This window comes from Agrobacterium sp. CNPSo 2736 (genome assembly GCF_004005385.1).
GTDB lineage: Bacteria > Pseudomonadota > Alphaproteobacteria > Rhizobiales > Rhizobiaceae > Agrobacterium > Agrobacterium leguminum.
Genome location: NZ_RZTX01000002.1, coordinates 259850 through 277507, shown reverse-complemented (window position 1 = coordinate 277507; position 17658 = coordinate 259850). Strand labels below are relative to the sequence as shown.

The window sequence follows — 17658 nt, the reverse complement described above, 5'->3', positions numbered from 1 at the left end:
CGCTGGCGTCCGATGCGGTTGAAACGGAAGGCAGTCTTCATAACGCTGTCACACTTCGGCGGCACCCATCATCTCGATGCATGGAGACGCCGCAGCACTTGGGAATGCGCATGCCCCTTTCCTGAAATCCTCTCCGGTTTCAAAGGGTGTGCGGCCGGGTACAGTCATCACCCAGAACTTCGGCACGGCAAATTCCGCCGGCTGACCGATCGAACCGATAAGAGGCAAACAATGACCGAAATCACAGCCGCAATGGTGAAGGAACTGCGCGAAAAGTCTGGCGCAGGCATGATGGACTGCAAGAAGGCTCTTGCTGAGACCAATGGCGACATGGAAGCGGCGATCGACTGGCTGCGCGCCAAGGGCATCGCAAAGGCCGACAAGAAGTCTGGCCGCACGGCTGCCGAAGGTCTGGTCGGCGTTGCCACCATGGGTCACAAGGCTGTCGTCGTTGAGCTGAACTCCGAAACCGACTTCGTTGCCCGTAACGATGCGTTCCAGGACCTCATCCGCGGTATCGCCCAGGTTGCCCTCACCACCAACGGCACCGTTGACGCTGTTTCCGCTGCCACCTATCCGGCAACCGGCAAGTCCGTTGCCGACAGCATCAAGGACGCGATTGCCACCATCGGTGAGAACATGACGCTCCGCCGCTCGGCAGCGCTCGAAGTTCCGCACGGCGTTGTTGCGACCTACATCCACAACGCTGCCGGCGACGGCATCGGCAAGCTCGGCGTTCTCGTTGCCCTGAAGTCGGAAGGCGACAAGGCCGTTCTGAACTCCATCGGCCGCCAGGTTGCCATGCACATCGCTGCGACCAACCCGCTCGCCATCCGCGCTGAAGAAGTCGACGCCGCCGTTGCCGAACGCGAGCGCAACGTCTTCATCGAACAGGCCCGCGAATCCGGCAAGCCGGAAGCCATCATCGAAAAGATGGTTGATGGCCGTATGCGCAAGTTCTTCGAAGAAGTCGCCCTTCTGTCGCAGGCTTTCGTCATCAACCCGGACCTGACCGTCGGCGCTGCCGTCAAGGAAGCCGAAAAGGAAGCCGGCGCTTCCATCGAAGTGACGGGCATGGTTCGCCTGCTGCTCGGCGATGGCGTCGAGAAGGAAGAAAGCGATTTCGCAGCCGAAGTCGCAGCCGTCGCCAAGGGCTGATTATATTTACCCAATCTTGGGAAAACGGGAGGGCATCGCGTGACAACGCGGTGCCCTTCGTGTATCCGCGTTTCGGTTACATTTCCGAGGAGTCATGATGTCTTCCAAGCCGATCTACAAACGCGTTCTTCTCAAGGCTTCCGGCGAAGCCCTCATGGGCGATCAGGGTTTCGGTATCGATGTGGCGGTGGCTGACCGCATCGCCTCCGATATCGCCGAGGCGAGGGCGATGGGCGTCGAAGTCGGCGTTGTCGTCGGCGGCGGCAATATTTTCCGCGGCGTTGCCGTGGCCTCCAAGGGCGGCGACCGCGTTACCGGCGACCATATGGGCATGCTGGCCACCGTCATCAACGCGCTGGCGCTCGCAACCTCGCTGCGCAAGCTCAGCATCGATACCGTCGTTCTGTCCGCAATCGCCATGCCTGAAATCTGTGAGAGCTTCTCGCAGCGTGCGGCGCTCCATCATCTCGCGCAGGGGCGTGTGGTGATTTTCGCCGGCGGCACCGGCAACCCCTTCTTCACCACTGATTCTGCCGCGGCCTTGCGCGCTGCGGAAATGGGCGCAGAAGCGATCTTCAAGGGCACGCAGGTGGACGGCATCTATTCCGCCGATCCGAAGAAAGACCCGACGGCGACCCGTTTCGACGAATTGACCCACAGCGAAGTGCTCGGCAAGGGACTGGCGGTCATGGATATCGCCGCCGTTGCGCTTGCCCGCGAAAACCACATTCCGATCATTGTTTTCTCGATCCACGAGAAGGGCGGTTTTGCGCAGATATTGACCGGCGGCGGCCGCAAGACCATCGTGCACGACAAATAATCAAAACGATGCCGCCTCAAGGGGCGATTACGGCCGGCTTGGCCGACAAGATGGAGTATCAAGATGAGTGGTGTTGACCTCAACGATATCAAGCGCCGTATGGACGGCGCCATCAATGCATTCAAGAGCGATATCGCATCGCTTCGCACGGGCCGCGCTTCGGCCAATATTCTCGATCCGGTCACTATCGAGGCTTATGGCTCGCGCGTACCGCTGAACCAGGTTGCGAATATCACCGTTCCGGAGCCGCGCATGCTCGGCGTCAACATCTGGGACAAGTCGATGGTCAACGCCGTCGACCGTGCAATCCGCGAATCCAATCTCGGCCTCAACCCCATCGTCGACGGCCAGAACCTGCGTATCCCGCTGCCTGAGCTCAACGAGGAGCGCCGCAAATCGCTCGTCAAGGTCGCCCATGATTATGCCGAAAAGTCCAAGGTGGCGATTCGCCATGTGCGTCGCGATGGCATGGATGGTCTGAAAAAAGCCGAAAAGGACGGTGACATCGGTCAGGACGAAAGCCGTGGACAGTCGGAAAAGGTTCAGAAAATGACCGATGACACGATTTCGGAAATTGACCGCTTGCTTGCCGAGAAGGAAAAGGAAATCATGCAGGTCTGATATCGTTCGCGATAGACCTGTATTTTATTCGTTTTAATTCCGCGCTGCCCTGTTACTGGATCGATATGCCGACGACGACACGTTCCTCCATACCCGAGCACGTCGCCATCATCATGGATGGCAATGGACGCTGGGCAAAGCAGCGCGGTCTTCCGCGCGTGATGGGGCATCGCCGCGGTGTGGAGGCCGTGCGCGAGACCGTGCGCGCGGCCGGCGATTGCGGAATACGCTATCTCACGCTCTTTGCCTTCTCGTCGGAAAACTGGCGCAGGCCCGAATCCGAGGTGAGCGATCTGATGGGGCTTTTGAAAGCCTTCATCCGGCGCGATCTTGCGGAACTGCACCGCGAAAATGTTCGCGTGCGGATCATCGGCGACCGGCAGGGGTTGAAGCATGACATACGCTCTCTCCTCGAAGAGGCGGAGCAGATGACGGCGGACAATACCAAGCTGACGCTGGTGATCGCCTTCAACTACGGAAGCCGCGACGAGATTGCGCGTGCGACAGCGGCGATTGCGCGCGATGTCGCCGACGGCAGGATTAATGCCGAATCCATTACGCCGGAGATGATTTCGGCCAGACTCGACACGTCGGGTATGCCCGATCCGGATCTCATCATCCGCACCAGCGGCGAAGAGCGCCTGTCGAACTTCCTGCTCTGGCAGGCCGCTTATTCCGAATTCCTGTTCGTTCCCGAATATTGGCCGGACTTCGACCGCCAGCGATTCTTCTCCGCAATCGAGCAATATGCAACGCGTGACCGCCGCTTCGGTGCACTCACCGAGCAGGTTGCCGTGGCAGGCGCCTGATGAGCCGTGAACTCAGACTGCGGATCGTGTCCGCAATCGTCATGGCGGCGGTCATTCTGGCCGCGACCTGGTATGGCGGCATTCTGTTCCGCATCGTCGCGGGCCTTCTGGCGATCCTTATCTATTATGAATGGTCGACGATTACCCGGCTGTCGGAGACCAATTCGACCGGCAATGCCTGGGGCTGGTTCGCGGTCGCCGTCATCGCCGGCAACACGATATTCGGCGAATCCTCGCTCGATCTGCCGCTCTTATCCGGCTTTACGCTGACGGCGGCGCTGTTTCCGATTTTGCGCGGCAGGAACTGGTGGCTGGTGGGCGGCATTTTTTATGCGGGCCTGAGCGGCATATCGCTGGCGGCCATCCGTGGTGACGAGCTGACCGGCTTCGTGTCCATCCTGTTTATCTTCGCCGTCGTCTGGTCGACGGATATTCTCGCCTATTTCGTCGGACGCGCCATTGGCGGGCCGAAGCTTGCGCCTTCGATCTCGCCCGGCAAGACCTGGTCCGGCGCGATTGGCGGGGCGGTGGCGGCCGTGATCGGCGGCGGCGCGGTGTCCATGGCCTATCACGGCAGGATCAGCGTGCTGGTGCTGGGGCTCGCCCTGATCCTTTCGGTGTTCAGCCAGATCGGCGATCTCTTCGAATCCTTCGTGAAACGGCGTTTCCAGGTCAAGGATTCCAGTCATCTCATTCCGGGCCATGGCGGCTTCATGGACCGTGTCGACGGTCTTGTTTTCGCCTGCTTTACGGTATTCCTCATTGCTTTCGTGCATGCGGCGGCAACCGGCGACGTGCCCGGATCGGGCGGCGGTCTGTTGCCGGGTTTCTGAGCGGCGCGAAAGGTCACGACACAAAGGGCAGATTGTCATGAACACAGTAATGGCGGCGACCGGCTTTCTGACCGGCTATATCGTGCCCTTCATCCTGGTGCTGTCGCTGCTCGTTTTTGTCCATGAAATGGGCCATTATCTGGTCGGTCGCTGGTGCGGCATTCGCTCCACCGCATTCTCCATCGGTTTCGGCCCGGAGCTGATCGGTTTCACCGACAAACGCGGCACGCGATGGAAGATTTCGGCGATCCCGCTCGGCGGTTACGTCAAGTTCTTCGGCGATGAGGATGCGGCGAGCAAGCCGGATAGTTCCGGCCTGTCGCATATGTCGCTGGAGGAGAGGGCGCAGACGCTTTCCGGCGCAAAGCTGTGGAAAAGAGCGGCCACGGTTGCCGCAGGCCCGATCGCCAATTTCATTCTCGCCATTCTCATCTTCGCGGTGCTCTTCGGCATCTACGGCCGGATGATCGCTGATCCGGTCGTGGCTGAAGTCCGTGAAAACAGCGCGGCTGCCGCCGCGGGCGTGCAGCCCGGCGACCGGCTCATCGCGATCGATGGCGAAAAAGTGATGACCTTCGAGGATGTCCGCCGGTACGTCGGCATCCGGCCGGGCACGCCGATCACGGTGACGGTCGAAAGGGCGGGCGAGGAGCTGAAGCTGCCGATGGTCCCGACCCGCACCGAAACCACAGACCAGTTCGGCAACAAGCTGGAAATGGGCATTATCGGCATCGTCACCGACCAGACCAGCGGCAATTTCCGCCATATCGAATATTCGCCGTCCGAGGCGCTGGTCGAAGGCGTGCGCGAAACGGGTCACGTCATCACCGGCACATTCAACTATATCGGCAATCTCGTGACAGGGCGCATGAATGCCGATCAGCTTGGCGGTCCGGTGCGTGTGGCGCAGGCTTCCGGCCAGATGGCGACGCTCGGCATTTCCGCCGTTATCCAGTTTGCCGCCGTTCTTTCCGTCTCCATCGGTCTTTTGAACCTGATGCCTGTGCCGGTTCTGGACGGCGGGCATCTGGTGTTTTACGCCATCGAGGCCATTCGCGGCAGGCCGCTCGGCGCGGGCGCGCAGGAAGTCGCGTTCCGTATCGGGATGATGATGATTTTGGGTCTTATGGTTTTTGCAACATGGAATGATATCAGCAGCTTGATCGGCTGAGGATTGTGTTTTAACGGTTTTGTTAGTTATTTGTTTACCTTGTTTTTATGCCGAAGTGGCGAATGAGCCACTCTGGAGCACGAAGTAAACAGAATTTAACGTTCGCGCTTGCTTGTAGGGGAAAAGCAGGTAAAACGACGCACATGGCCGGAGTCGGGTTCCGCCCGCTGAGGGACAACGTAAAAAGGTAAGAATTGAAATGAAGGCTGGTTCAAGATTTTTGAACGCTGTGTCGGCGGTTGCTCTGTCTGCCGGTGTTGCTTCGGTTGCGGGCCTTGGCGTGCTTGCCTCTGCTGGCGCTGCAAATGCGGCCGTCATCAGCAGGATCGATGTTCGCGGGGCCGACAGGTCTGGTGCGGACTCCGTGCGTTCCAACATCACCATTGCGCCGGGTAAGAACTTTTCCAATTCGGACATCGATGAATCGGTGAAGCGTCTTTACGCCACCGGTTATTTCTCGAATGTTTCCATGCGCGTTTCCGGCAGCACGCTGGTCGTGACCGTCAATGAGAACCAGCTCGTCAACCAGGTGGTCTTCAACGGTAACCGCAAGATCAAGGACGACAAGCTCGCCGGCGTTGTGCAGACCCAGTCCCTCGGCCCGTTCAATCAGGCCATCGTGACGGCGGACATCGCCCGCATCAAGGAAGCTTACGCCGCCATCGGCCGTAGCGATGTCGAAGTCACCACGCAGACCGTTTCCGTCGGTCAGGGCCGTGTGAACATTGCTTTCGTCATCAATGAAGGCGAACGCACGAAGATCGGCCGTATCGATTTCGTCGGCAACAATGCCTATAGCGATGGTCGTCTGGCCGCCGTCATCAATACCAAGAAGTCCAACATGCTGTCGTTCCTGACGCGTAAGGACGTCTACAACGAGGACAAGCTGCGCGCCGACGAAGAGGCGCTGCGCCAGTTCTACTACAACCGCGGTTATGCCGACTTCCGTGTCGTGTCCTCCGAGGCTGTGCTGGACGAGTCCAAGAACGAATACACCATCTCCATCACGGTCGATGAAGGTCAGCGTTACAACTTCGGCAACGTCGCGGTCGAATCGACCGTTCCGGGCGTCGACGGTTCGGAGCTTCAGGGCCTCGTGGAAACCCATCAGGGCGGAAGCTACAGCGCCAAGGAAGTTCAGCAGAGCATGGAAGCGATTTCCAAGCGCGTGGCCGGCGAAGGTTATCCCTTCGCCCGCGTAACGCCGCGCGGCGACCGCGACATGGCTGGCAACACGATCGGTGTGACCTATATCGTCGACCAGGGCGAGCGCGCCTATGTCGAGCGTATCGAAATCCGTGGCAACACCCGTACGCGTGACTATGTCATTCGTCGCGAGTTCGATATTTCCGAAGGCGATGCGTTCAACCAGACGGTCATCACGGCTGCAAAGCGTCGTCTCGAAGCGCTCGGCTATTTCTCGAAGGTCAATATTTCGACCGCGGGCGGCAGCGCGCCTGACCGCGTCGTCATCGTTGTCGACGTAGAAGATCAGTCGACGGGTTCGTTCGGTATCGGCGCCGGCTATTCGCAGAACGACGGTGTGCTGCTCGAAGCCTCCATCGAAGAGAAGAACTTCCTCGGCCGCGGCCAGTATATCCGTCTCGCCGCCGGTGCGGGTGAAGATGATGCGCGCAGCTATACGTTGTCCTTCACGGAGCCCTATTTCCTCGGCTACCGTCTTGCCGCAGGTTTCGACCTGTTCAAGAGCCAGAGCCGCAGCGAAGACTATTATGACTACGACGAGCAGGGCTTCTCGCTGCGCGTGACCGCGCCGATCACCGAGGACCTCTCGACGACGTTCAAGTACACCTACAAGCAGCTCAATTATGACGGTGAGGGCGACTGGGAAACCGGCAGCAACCTTGCTGCGCCCTACAAGGACTTGATCCGTGGCGGTGACTGGACGCAGTCCATCATTTCGAACACGCTGAACTACAATACGCTCGATGACCGCAACATGCCGCGCGAAGGCTGGCAGGCTGCTCTGACGAACGAATTTGCAGGTCTCGGCGGCGATTCCGAATATTACAAGATTTACGCCAAGGCTCGCTTCTTCTACACGCTTTCCGATGAGTACGATGTCATCGGCTCGCTGACCGGCCAGGCCGGTCACGTGGTGCCGACGGGCGACAACCTGCTGGTATTCGATCAGTTCAAGTTTGGCGGCCGTCAGGTTCGCGGCTTCAAGAACGATGGTATCGGTCCGCGCATCGGTTCCGACTCCATCGGCGGCACGACCTATTTCGCCGCTTCTGCTGAAGTCTCGGCCCCGATGCCTGGCGTTCCGGAAGATTTCGGCCTGCGTCTCGCTGGCTTCGTGGATGCCGGCACGCTTTATGGCAACAAGGTTGCCAACAGTGCAGGTGTGAAGGACGACAACTCCATCCGCGCATCCGCCGGTGTCGGCGTGATGTGGGCGTCGCCCTTCGGTCCGATCCGCGTCGACTACGCCGTGCCTTTCGCCAAGGAAGACTACGACGAGGAACAGCGTTTCCGGTTTGGCATGTCCAACACTTTCTGATATCGGCAGTCCAGAACTGCAACTTTGAACGTTCTGGAGTTTCCGGCTGATGGAATACAACGCCTTTTTTCCGCCCCACGAGGGACTGCGATTGAAAGATATCGCAGACCGTTTTGGGGCGGAACTGTCTGATGACGCGGCGGGAGAGCGGATCATTCGGTCCGTTGCGCCGGTCTACCGGGCAAAACCCGATCAGCTCTGCTATATTCTTTCGCGCAAGAACCGCGATGAGCTGCAGACCTGCGATGCTGGCGCCGTCATTTGTGACGCCGCACTTGTAGACATGCTTCCGTCTCACACCCCTGCGCTGATATCGAAAAACCCGCACACGCTTTTTGCGCAGGTTGGTGCCTTGCTGCATCCTTCCGCCATGCGGCCTGGTCCGATTGCGCGTATGGAAGCTGAAATTTCCCATGCTGCGCATGTCGATCCATCCGCGAAGCTGGAGGCGGGCGTCATCGTCGAGTCTCTTGCCGTGATTGGAGCTGGCGCCCATATCGGCGCGGGCACTCGGATCGGTCCCGGCGTCATCATCGGGCAGGACGTGCAGATCGGGCGCGATTGCACCATTGCCGGCGGCGCAAGCGTTCTTGCAGCCCTCATCGGCAATAATGTGATTATCCATAACGGCGCGCGCATCGGTCAGGACGGTTTCGGTTATGCGCCCGGTCCGCGCGGCATGCTGAAGATCGTGCAGATCGGCCGGGTCATCATTCAGGACAATGTCGAGATTGGCGCCAACACCACGATCGATCGCGGCACCATGGATGACACGGTCATCGGCGAAGGCACCAAGATCGACAATCAGGTCCAGATCGGCCACAACGTCCGCATCGGCCGCCATTGCGGCATCGTCAGCAAGGTCGGCATTGCGGGCAGCACCCGCATCGGCGACGGTGTGATGATTGGCGGCGCGGCCGGCATCAATGGCCATATCAACATTGGCGACGGCGTACAGATCGCGGCGATGAGCGGCGTTGTGGCGGACGTGCCGGCGGGCGCCCGTTATGGCGGCACGCCCGCGCGTCCGATGAAATATTTCCTGCGCGACATGGCCGAAATTCTGGCACGCGCTGAAGGGCGTGATAAAAAAACAGGAGAGAAAAACAATGACTGAAGAAACGAAGACGGCGCTGGGCGCGGCTGACATTCTGGAAGTCATGAAGCTTCTGCCGCATCGTTACCCATTCCTGCTGATCGACAAGATCATCGAGATCGACGGTAACAACTCGGCGATTGGCATCAAGAACGTGACGGTCAATGAACCGCATTTCACCGGTCACTTTCCGGACCGGCCGATCATGCCGGGCGTTCTGATCGTCGAGGCCATGGCCCAGACGGCAGGCGCAATCTGCGCTCGCAGCCAGGGTGAGGGCGGTCACCTGGTTTACTTCATGACAATCGACAATGCGCGGTTCCGCAAACCCGTGATTCCCGGCGATCGTCTGGAAATCCATGTCGTCAAGCAGCGCCAGCGCGGCAATGTCTTTAAATTCCATTGCGAAGCGAAGGTGGACGGCGCGCTGGTGGCGGAGGCCGATGTCGGCGCCATGATGATCCCCGAGGATCAGCAATGAGCACGATTGCCGCCTCGGCCAGAATTCATCCGAGCGCCGTGATCGAAGACGGTGCGGTGATCGGTGAAAACGTCGTCATCGGTGCGCTGAGCTATGTTGGCGCGAAAGTCACGCTGCATGACGATGTCCAGCTGCACAATCACGCCGTTGTTTCCGGCCTGACGGTGATCGGCCGTGGTTCGGTCGTCCATCCCATGGCGGTCATCGGCGGCACGCCGCAGGCAATTCGCCACGACGGTTCGGAAACGACCCTCGAGATCGGTGAGCGCTGCATCATGCGTGAAGGCGTGACGATGAACGCCGGCAGTTCCGATGGCAGCAGCAAGACCATTATCGGTGACGATAATCTCTTCCTCGCCAATTCGCATGTGGCGCATGATTGCCGCCTCGGCAGCCACATCGTCCTGTCCAACAATGTGATGCTGGCGGGCCATGTCACCATTGAGGACCGCGCTATTCTCGGCGGCGGCTGTGCCGTGCATCAGTTCACCCGCATCGGCCGCCAGGCCTTCATCGGCGGACTTTCGGCGGTCAATTACGATGTCATTCCCTATGGCATGCTGAATGGCAATCCCGGCATCCTCGGCGGCCTGAACGTCGTCGGCATGACCCGGGCCGGCATCGAGCGTGCCGATATCCACAAGGTCAGACGCGTCTACAAGGCGATTTTCGAGGCCGAAGGTACGATCCGCGGCAATGCGGCGGCAATCGACCGTAACGACTATCTGGATTGCCCGCAGGCGCTCGAAATCATCGATTTCATCGGCGCAGGCACCGACCGCGCGATCTCTTCGCCCAACCGGGGCAAGTGAGCCGTGACAGGCGGCGGGCGTCTCGCCATTGTGGCCGGCAGCGGCCAGCTGCCGCTTTATGTGGCGGCCGCCGCCCGTGAGATGGGCGAGAACCCTTTCATCGTGCGCCTGCGCGATGATTCCCGTTTCGACTGGAGCGGTTTCGACAATGCCGTCATCAGTGTCGGCGATGTCGCCGGGCTTGGCCGTCTGCTGCGTGAAAATCAGGTGGACCGTGTCGTGCTGTCAGGTGGTGTGGCGCGGCGGCCGGAATGGCGCGAGATCCGCCCTACAGTCGGCATCCTGCTCAAATTGCCTTCGATTGTCAGGACGCTGCTGTCGAGCGGCGACGACGCCGTTCTGCAGATGGTCATCAAGATCATCGGCACGCTTGGCGCAAAAGTCATCGGCGCTCATGAGATCGCCCCCGGCCTGCTGGCCGCGATAGGCCCCTTCGGTGCGCAAAAACCTGCCGAGGATGATCTGCGCGATATACGCAAGGCGGCTGAAGCCGCGCTCGCACTCGGCAAGCTCGATGTGGGGCAGGGCGCCGTCGCCGTCGGTGGCCGTATCGTCGCGCTGGAAGGCGTCGAGGGCACGGATGCCATGCTGGCGCGCGTCGCGGCATTGCGCGCCGAAGGACGGATATCCCCGCGCCGCAGGGGTGTGCTCGTAAAGCTGTGCAAGCCGCAGCAGGATGTACGCGCCGACCTGCCGACAATCGGTGTGGAAACGGTGGAGAATGCGCGAAAGGCCGGGCTGGCGGGTATCGCCGTCGAAGCCGGGCGGGCGCTGGTGCTCGATCGCGAGGCGATGTTGAAAGCGGCCGATGAGGCGGGCATATTCGTCTGCGGTATCGATACATCACTTGGCGGAGACATGATCGGATGACGGCGGCATTAAAAGTGGCGGTCATAGCCGGGGAAGTATCCGGCGATCTTTTAGGCGCGGATTTGATCCGCTCGCTCAAGGCCCGATATACGGGGCCCGTCGAGCTGGTCGGGGTCGGCGGCGAGGCGCTGGAAGCGCAGGGACTGGTTTCCCTGTTCGACTATTCCGAACTCTCCATCATGGGCTTCACGCAGGTTCTGAAAAAACTGCCGAAGCTCATTGCGCGGATCAACCAGACCGCTCAGGCAATCGCCGCCGCAAAGCCCGATATTCTGCTGATCATCGACAGCCCGGATTTCACCCATCGCGTTGCAAAAAAAGTCCGGCGGCAATTGCCGCATCTGCCGGTCGTCAATTACGTCTGCCCCAGTGTCTGGGCATGGAAGGAATATCGCGCTACCGCGATGCTCTCCTATGTCGATCACGTGCTGGCTCTGCTGCCCTTCGAGCCGGAAGCCATGCGCCGTCTCGGCGGTCCGCCGACAACTTTTGTCGGTCATCGCCTCAGCGTCGACCCCGATGTGCTGGCGGTGCGACAGAATCGGGCAGCACGTTCTCTGCCGGCAAATGGCGAACCGAAGACCATTCTCCTCTTGCCAGGGTCGCGCTCCACGGAGACGACGCGGTTGATGGAGCCGTTTCAGGCGGCGGCGAGAGCTTTTGTCGAGCGCAACGGTCCGACGCGGTTCCTGTTGCCCACCGTGCGGCGTCAGGAAAAGCGCATCCGCGAACTGGCTGCGTCATGGCCGGAGGATATCAGGCCCGAAATCGGTGTCGATTCCGCTTTCAAATGGAATGCCTTTGCTGAAGCCGATGCGGCCATCGCCGCTTCCGGCACGGTCATTCTGGAACTCGCGCTCGCAGGCGTGCCGACGATCTCGGTCTACAAGACCGACTGGATTTTCACCATGCTGAGCAAGCGGGTGAAGACCTGGACCGGCGCGCTGCCGAACCTGATTGCCGATTACGCCGTCGTGCCGGAATATTTCAACGAGGTGGTAAGGGCAGGTTCGATGCTGCGCTGGGCCGAGCGTCTGTCTTCCGATACCATTGAGCGGCAGGCGATGCTCGAAGGTTATGCGCTCGTGCAGCAGCGTTTGCACACGGATGTGCCTCCGGGCGAAACTGGTGCCCGCATTCTTCTGGATGTCCTGAAGAGCAAAGCTCGTCCCTCACAATAATCATATAAGCCCTTTCTCCCACGAGCTGCCGTCCTGCTGCCGATGCAGGCAGGCGAGGGCGCGATTTTACTGCATTTGATCGTTAGCGCGGCAAATGGCTGACCATCGGATGGCTCCCGGCCCATAAATTTTCGTCTGGCACACCTCTTGCTTTCAATCTTGTATGCAAGATAGCCATACATCCGAAAGCGCCCAGAGCGCGGTAGAAGACGCCATCATCTCCGGCATCCTTTCCGCACGCATTCGCCCGGGAACCCGCCTCAGCGAGAACCAGCTCGCCAGCCTCTTCAGCGTGTCGCGCACGCGCATTCGCGAAGCGATGATGCGGCTGGAGACGCGCGGCATCGTCACCGTCAGTCCGCGCCGCGGCTGGTTCGTGGTGGAGCCTTCCGCCGAAGAATCCATCAAGGTCTATGAAGCACGGCGCATCATCGAATATGGCCTCCTGCGCAATCTTTCCGGCGTCAGCGCCGAAGGTATCGCCATCCTCGCTGATCATCTCAATGAGGAGAAGGCGGCGATTGCCAAAGGCGATCGCCAGCGCCTGACCTGCCTGATGGGCGATTTCCACATTCGCATCGCTGAAATCGCCGGCAACGACATAATCGTCGAAACACTGCGCGACCTGACGGCGAGAACCATCCTCATCTCCATGCTCTATCAGTCCGATTTCCATGCGCAGCAATCGCATGACGGACATTGCCGCATCTTCGAAGCGATCAAGGCGGCCGACTTCCATGGTGCCGCCGAACTCGCCATCCGCCATCTCGACGAAGTCGAAACCGGTCTCGACCTCACCCGCAGGCCGGATCCGCTCTACGAGCTTCGCAATTCCCTTTCACTTCAGCCTCTTTCCTCAAGCCCCAAGGAGTAATTCCCAATGATTTCCAGACGTTCATTGCTTGCCATCGCCGCGATTTCCGCAACGCTCGGTTTTTCGCCCGCAGCCTTTGCCGATGCGCTCGGTGATATCACCTCCCGCGGCACGATCCGCGTTGCCGTCCCGCAGGATTTCCCGCCCTTCGGCAGTGTCGGCACGGATATGGCCCCGCAGGGTTATGATATCGACGTCGCCAATCTGATCGGCGAGAAACTGGGCGTGAAGGTTGAACTCGTGCCGGTGACCAGCGCCAACCGCGTTCCCTATCTGCAGACCAACAAGGTCGATCTCGTGATTTCGAGCCTCGGCAAGAACCCCGACCGTGAAAAGGTCATCGACTTCTCCACCGCCTATGCGCCTTTCTTCAACGGCGTGTTCGCTCCGGACGCGGTTGCCGTCACCAAGGCGGAAGATTTGTCCGGCAAGACCATCGGTGTCACCCGCGGCGCCGTCGAGGATCTGGAGCTGACGAAGGTGGCGCCTGCCGATACGACCATCAAGCGTTACGAGGATAATAACGGCACGATCTCCGCCTTCCTCGCCGGCCAGGTGGAAGCCGTCGCCACGGGCAATGTCGTGGCCGCCGCCATTCTCGCCAAGAACCCGCCGAAGCGCCCCGAGCTGAAGTTCCTGATCAAGAATTCGCCCTGCTATATCGGCCTGAACAAGGAGCAGCCGGCGTTGCTGGAAAAGGTCAACGCCATCATCGCCACCGCAAAGACCGATGGTTCGCTGAACACGATCGCGCAGAAATGGCTGAAAACCGACCTGCCGAAGGATCTCTGAGCAACCCGGCAAAATGCATGCGCCGGCCTTGCCTTAAGGCGGGACCGGCGCATGGTTTGTCCTCGCCGAAAGGAAGCATCGGGTGAAATACACATTCGATTTTGGATGGCTTCTCGACTATTATCCGCAGATCGCCAAAGGCATCGCCGTTACGCTGGAATTGATTGCCATCGGCGGCGTTCTCGGCATCGCCCTCGGCATTGTCTGCGCCTGGGTGCGCGCGCTCGGGCCCAAATGGCTGCGGCCGCCAGTCGCGACCTATGTGGAGCTCATTCGCAATACGCCATTCCTCATACAATTGTTTTTTATCTTTTTCGGCCTGCCGTCGCTTGGCCTGCAATTGTCGGAACTGACCGCCGCCAACATCGCCATGGTGGTCAATCTGGGGGCCTATAGTTGCGAAATCATCCGTGCCGGCATCCAGGCGACGCCGAAGGGGCAGTTCGAGGCGGGGGCAAGCCTTGCCATGACCCGTTTCGAAACCTTCCGGCATGTGGTGCTGGTGCCCTCACTGCAACGCATCTGGCCCGCTCTTTCATCGCAGGTGGTGATCGTCATGCTCGGCTCGTCGGTCGTCTCGCAGATCGCCGCCGAAGATTTGACCTTCGCGGCCAATTTCATCCAGTCGCGCACCTTCCGCGCCTTCGAAGCCTATATGGTCTCCACCGTCATCTATCTCGTGCTCGCCATCCTTCTCCGGCAGGTGCTGGTGATGGGCGGCAACCTCATCTTTCCGCGCAGGAGTGTCCGATGATCGAATTCTCCACCTGGGATATTCTCAGAAACCTGCTGCTCGCCACGCGCTGGACGGTGTTGCTGTCGCTCGTTTCCTTCGCCGGCGGCGGGCTGGTGGCGCTGCTTTTGTTGTTCATGCGTATTTCCCCGAAAAAATCGATGCGGGCTTTCGCACGCTATTATGTCGAGCTTTTTCAGGGCACGCCGCTTTTGATGCAGCTCTTCATCGCCTTTTTCGGCCTCGGCCTGTTCGGCATCGATGTGCCGGCCTGGCTGGCGGCGGGCCTGACGCTGATCCTGTGGGCAGCGGCCTTCCTCACCGAAATCTGGCGCGGCTGTGTCGAATCCGTCGCGAAAGGCCAGTGGGAGGCATCGGCAAGCCTTGCCATGGGACGCCTGCAGCAGATGCGTTACGTCATCCTGCCGCAGGCCACGCGGGTCGCCATTCCGCCGACCGTCGGTTTTTTCGTGCAGGTCATCAAGGGAACGGCCGTGACCTCGATCATCGGTTTCGTGGAACTGTCCAAGGCCGGCACTGTCGTCACCAACGCCACCTTCCAGCCCTTCACCGTTTATGGCCTCGTCGCCCTCATCTATTTCGCGCTGTGCTGGCCTCTGTCGAAGAGCAGCCAGATCCTCGAAAGGAAGCTCAATGTCGCTCATCGAAATCACTGAAGTCCGCAAAAGCTATGGCAGCAACGAGGTTCTGAAGGGCATCAACCTCGATGTCGAGCCGGGCGAGGTCATCGCCATCATCGGCAAGAGTGGATCCGGCAAATCGACCCTGCTTCGCTGCATCAACGGGCTGGAGACGATTTCGGCCGGTTCCATATCGGTCGCAGGCGCGCAGCTTCTGGAAGACGATCTGCATCTGAAAGCCCTGCGGCTGAAGGTCGGCATGATCTTCCAGCAGTTCAACCTCTTCCCGCACCAGACCGTCGGCGGCAACGTCATGCTGTCGCAGACCGTGGTGAAGAAGACCCCAAAGCCGGAAGCTGAAGCCGTAGCCCGCAAGATGCTGGAACGTGTCGGGCTGGCGCATAAGTTCGATGCCTATCCCGATGAATTGTCCGGCGGCCAGCAGCAGCGCGTCGCCATTGCCCGTGCGCTTGCCATGCAGCCCATCGCGCTGCTGTGCGATGAGATCACCTCGGCTCTCGATCCCGAACTGGTTGCGGAAGTGCTGGCTGTCGTTCGTGAACTCGCCGCTGAAGGCATGACGCTCCTGATGGTGACGCATGAAATGAAATTTGCGCGCGACGTCTGCTCCCGCGTCGTTTTCATGCATGAGGGCAGGGTGCATGAAATTGGCCCGCCGGAGGAGGTGTTTTCCAATCCCGCAACACCGGAGCTCAAGCAGTTCCTGGGCGTTGCTGCGCGTTACTGAGAACCATTCGGATGCCCAACAAAAAAGGCCGGCGGGTGAAAACCTGCCGGCCTTTGATCTTATCGGGTTTCGCGGCTTAGCGCTTGGAAACCGGAACGTAGTCGCGCTTGCCGGCGCCCGTGTAGAGCTGGCGCGGACGGCCGATGCGCTGCTGCGGATCTTCGATCATTTCGTTCCACTGTGCGATCCAGCCGACGGTGCGGGCAAGGGCGAAGAGAACGGTGAACATGGTCGTGGGGAAGCCGAGCGCCTTCAGCGTGATGCCCGAATAGAAGTCGACATTCGGATAAAGCTTCTTTTCGACGAAGTAGGGGTCGGAAAGGGCGATCTTTTCCAGTTCCAGCGCGACCTGCATGATCGGATCGTCGGAGTTGCCGGTGGCTTCCAGCACTTCGTACATCGTCTTCTGCATGATCTTGGCGCGCGGGTCGTAGTTCTTGTAGACGCGGTGGCCAAAGCCCATCAGGCGGAACGGGTCGTTCTTGTCCTTGGCGCGGGCGATATATTCCGGAATGCGATCAACGGTGCCGATTTCGTTGAGCATGTTGAGCGCCGCTTCGTTGGCGCCGCCATGAGCCGGGCCCCAGAGGCAGGCGATGCCAGCCGCGATACAGGCGAACGGGTTCGCACCCGAAGAACCGGCAAGACGCACCGTGGAGGTGGAAGCGTTCTGCTCGTGATCGGCATGCAGGATGAAGATACGGTCCATGGCGCGGGCCAGAACCGGATCGACCTTGTAATCCTCGCAGGGCACGGCAAAGCACATGTGCAGGAAGTTGGAGGCGTAATCGAGGTCGTTCTTCGGGTAAACGAAGGGCTGGCCGATATGGTACTTGTACGCCATGGCGGCGATCGTCGGCATCTTGGCGATCATGCGCAGCGAAGCGACCATGCGCTGGTGCGGATCGGTGATGTCGGTCGAGTCGTGATAGAAGGCAGAGAGGGCGCCGACCGTGCCGCACATGACGGCCATCGGATGCGCATCGCGACGGTAGCCGGTGAAGAAGCGGCTCATCTGTTCATGCACCATGGTGTGGCGCGTGACGCGGGTGTCGAAGTCCTTCTTCTGAGCCGCGGTCGGCAGTTCGCCGTAAAGCAGCAGATAGCAGGTTTCCAGGAAGTCGCCCTGTTCGGCGAGTTGCTCGATGGGGAAGCCACGATGCAGCAGAACGCCCTCGTCACCGTCGATATAGGTGATCTTGGATTCGCAGGAGGCTGTCGACGTGAAACCCGGGTCGTAGGTGAAAGAGCCCGTGTGCTTGTACAGCGTGGCGATATCGACGACGCTTGGTCCGATCGTGCCTTCCCTGACCGGGAGTTCGACCTGCTTTTCGCCAAGTGTCACTGTAGCGCTTTTTTCCGTCATACTGATCCTCCGAAAACATGCGGGTGGGGGCGTTGAGACACGCCCCGCGGTTAAGCGTCTACCGATTAGCTATATGATCCTTGCGCAGATGCCAAGCTATCCAAAGGTCAAATTGTGCATTGCGGCAA

The 17658-nt window shown here is 59.9% G+C and carries 18 protein-coding genes; 17 read left to right on the top strand and 1 reads right to left on the bottom strand.

From position 1 onward, the window contains the following. Positions 1–231: 231 nt before the first annotated feature. The 17 genes from tsf to EM858_RS05295 all read left to right on the top strand — a co-directional run bounded on the left by tsf (position 232) and on the right by EM858_RS05295 (position 16164). On the top strand, positions 232–1158 hold the full coding sequence (tsf, locus tag EM858_RS05375; protein WP_003521408.1) for a translation elongation factor Ts: 927 nt from the start codon (positions 232–234) through the stop codon (positions 1156–1158). Between the two features lie 97 nt (positions 1159–1255). Next, the gene (gene pyrH / locus EM858_RS05370) at positions 1256–1978 is read left to right on the top strand and encodes a UMP kinase (RefSeq protein ID WP_003502561.1); all 723 of its coding nucleotides are present in this window, start codon (positions 1256–1258) and stop codon (positions 1976–1978) included. Positions 1979–2041: 63 nt separating this feature from the next. After that, positions 2042–2599 carry a ribosome recycling factor gene (gene frr / locus EM858_RS05365; RefSeq protein WP_003521407.1) on the top strand — a complete coding sequence of 186 codons (558 nt, stop codon included), beginning with the start codon at positions 2042–2044 and terminating at the stop codon, positions 2597–2599. A 65-nt stretch (positions 2600–2664) separates the two neighbouring features. Further along, positions 2665–3408 (top strand): isoprenyl transferase, encoded by a 744-nt coding sequence (locus EM858_RS05360; RefSeq protein ID WP_127756093.1) that lies wholly within the window; start codon positions 2665–2667, stop codon positions 3406–3408. Beyond that, the gene (locus tag EM858_RS05355) at positions 3408–4241 is read left to right on the top strand and encodes a phosphatidate cytidylyltransferase (protein WP_003521405.1); all 834 of its coding nucleotides are present in this window, start codon (positions 3408–3410) and stop codon (positions 4239–4241) included. Before EM858_RS05360 ends, EM858_RS05355 begins: the two co-directional genes overlap by 1 nt. A 49-nt stretch (positions 4242–4290) precedes the next feature. Then, positions 4291–5412, top strand: coding sequence for an RIP metalloprotease RseP (gene rseP / locus EM858_RS05350; protein WP_164865332.1), 1122 nt, complete (start codon positions 4291–4293; stop codon positions 5410–5412). Positions 5413–5611: 199 nt separating this feature from the next. Further along, positions 5612–7936, top strand: coding sequence for an outer membrane protein assembly factor BamA (bamA, locus tag EM858_RS05345; protein WP_080817119.1), 2325 nt, complete (start codon positions 5612–5614; stop codon positions 7934–7936). A gap of 49 nt (positions 7937–7985) precedes the next feature. Next, positions 7986–9053, top strand: coding sequence for a UDP-3-O-(3-hydroxymyristoyl)glucosamine N-acyltransferase (lpxD, locus tag EM858_RS05340; RefSeq protein WP_003521402.1), 1068 nt, complete (start codon positions 7986–7988; stop codon positions 9051–9053). Next, a complete protein-coding gene (gene fabZ, locus EM858_RS05335; protein ID WP_003521400.1) occupies positions 9046–9513 on the top strand; it encodes a 3-hydroxyacyl-ACP dehydratase FabZ in 468 nt (155 codons plus the stop codon). Before lpxD ends, fabZ begins: the two co-directional genes overlap by 8 nt. Then, a complete protein-coding gene (gene lpxA, locus EM858_RS05330) occupies positions 9510–10325 on the top strand; it encodes an acyl-ACP--UDP-N-acetylglucosamine O-acyltransferase (protein ID WP_080817118.1) in 816 nt (271 codons plus the stop codon). The genes fabZ and lpxA overlap by 4 nt, the downstream gene beginning before the upstream one ends. 3 nt (positions 10326–10328) lie before the next feature. Beyond that, positions 10329–11195 carry an LpxI family protein gene (locus EM858_RS05325; protein ID WP_164865314.1) on the top strand — a complete coding sequence of 289 codons (867 nt, stop codon included), beginning with the start codon at positions 10329–10331 and terminating at the stop codon, positions 11193–11195. Then, entirely contained in the window at positions 11192–12376 is a 1185-nt protein-coding gene (gene lpxB, locus EM858_RS05320) for a lipid-A-disaccharide synthase (RefSeq protein WP_127756091.1), read from the top strand. Before EM858_RS05325 ends, lpxB begins: the two co-directional genes overlap by 4 nt. A gap of 163 nt (positions 12377–12539) precedes the next feature. Continuing rightward, entirely contained in the window at positions 12540–13250 is a 711-nt protein-coding gene (locus EM858_RS05315) for a GntR family transcriptional regulator (RefSeq protein WP_127756090.1), read from the top strand. Between the two features lie 6 nt (positions 13251–13256). Then, on the top strand, positions 13257–14042 hold the full coding sequence (locus tag EM858_RS05310; RefSeq protein ID WP_127756089.1) for a transporter substrate-binding domain-containing protein: 786 nt from the start codon (positions 13257–13259) through the stop codon (positions 14040–14042). 82 nt (positions 14043–14124) lie between these two features. Further along, entirely contained in the window at positions 14125–14796 is a 672-nt protein-coding gene (locus EM858_RS05305) for an amino acid ABC transporter permease (protein ID WP_035261720.1), read from the top strand. Next, positions 14793–15452, top strand: coding sequence for an amino acid ABC transporter permease (locus EM858_RS05300; RefSeq protein WP_127756088.1), 660 nt, complete (start codon positions 14793–14795; stop codon positions 15450–15452). Before EM858_RS05305 ends, EM858_RS05300 begins: the two co-directional genes overlap by 4 nt. Beyond that, complete coding sequence (locus EM858_RS05295; protein ID WP_127756087.1) at positions 15430–16164, top strand: amino acid ABC transporter ATP-binding protein; 735 nt, start codon at positions 15430–15432, stop codon at positions 16162–16164. Before EM858_RS05300 ends, EM858_RS05295 begins: the two co-directional genes overlap by 23 nt. A gap of 76 nt (positions 16165–16240) precedes the next feature. Here EM858_RS05295 and gltA read toward each other — a convergent pair whose 3' ends face one another. Further along, on the bottom strand, positions 16241–17530 hold the full coding sequence (gene gltA / locus EM858_RS05290) for a citrate synthase (RefSeq protein WP_003502585.1): 1290 nt from the start codon (positions 17528–17530) through the stop codon (positions 16241–16243). Between the last annotated feature and the right edge of the window lie 128 nt (positions 17531–17658).

What these genes read in the sequence shown, in the direction of transcription:
- tsf (WP_003521408.1), top strand. Translation starts at nt 232, where the DNA reads ATGACCGAAATCACAGCCGCAATGGTGAAGGAACTGCGCGAAAAGTCT.
- pyrH (WP_003502561.1), top strand. Translation starts at nt 1,256, where the DNA reads ATGTCTTCCAAGCCGATCTACAAACGCGTTCTTCTCAAGGCTTCCGGC.
- frr (WP_003521407.1), top strand. Translation starts at nt 2,042, where the DNA reads ATGAGTGGTGTTGACCTCAACGATATCAAGCGCCGTATGGACGGCGCC.
- EM858_RS05360 (WP_127756093.1), top strand. Translation starts at nt 2,665, where the DNA reads ATGCCGACGACGACACGTTCCTCCATACCCGAGCACGTCGCCATCATC.
- EM858_RS05355 (WP_003521405.1), top strand. Translation starts at nt 3,408, where the DNA reads ATGAGCCGTGAACTCAGACTGCGGATCGTGTCCGCAATCGTCATGGCG.
- rseP (WP_164865332.1), top strand. Translation starts at nt 4,291, where the DNA reads ATGGCGGCGACCGGCTTTCTGACCGGCTATATCGTGCCCTTCATCCTG.
- bamA (WP_080817119.1), top strand. Translation starts at nt 5,612, where the DNA reads ATGAAGGCTGGTTCAAGATTTTTGAACGCTGTGTCGGCGGTTGCTCTG.
- lpxD (WP_003521402.1), top strand. Translation starts at nt 7,986, where the DNA reads ATGGAATACAACGCCTTTTTTCCGCCCCACGAGGGACTGCGATTGAAA.
- fabZ (WP_003521400.1), top strand. Translation starts at nt 9,046, where the DNA reads ATGACTGAAGAAACGAAGACGGCGCTGGGCGCGGCTGACATTCTGGAA.
- lpxA (WP_080817118.1), top strand. Translation starts at nt 9,510, where the DNA reads ATGAGCACGATTGCCGCCTCGGCCAGAATTCATCCGAGCGCCGTGATC.
- lpxB (WP_127756091.1), top strand. Translation starts at nt 11,192, where the DNA reads ATGACGGCGGCATTAAAAGTGGCGGTCATAGCCGGGGAAGTATCCGGC.
- EM858_RS05315 (WP_127756090.1), top strand. Translation starts at nt 12,540, where the DNA reads ATGCAAGATAGCCATACATCCGAAAGCGCCCAGAGCGCGGTAGAAGAC.
- EM858_RS05310 (WP_127756089.1), top strand. Translation starts at nt 13,257, where the DNA reads ATGATTTCCAGACGTTCATTGCTTGCCATCGCCGCGATTTCCGCAACG.
- EM858_RS05300 (WP_127756088.1), top strand. Translation starts at nt 14,793, where the DNA reads ATGATCGAATTCTCCACCTGGGATATTCTCAGAAACCTGCTGCTCGCC.
- EM858_RS05295 (WP_127756087.1), top strand. Translation starts at nt 15,430, where the DNA reads ATGTCGCTCATCGAAATCACTGAAGTCCGCAAAAGCTATGGCAGCAAC.
- gltA (WP_003502585.1), bottom strand. Translation starts at nt 17,530, where the DNA reads ATGACGGAAAAAAGCGCTACAGTGACACTTGGCGAAAAGCAGGTCGAA.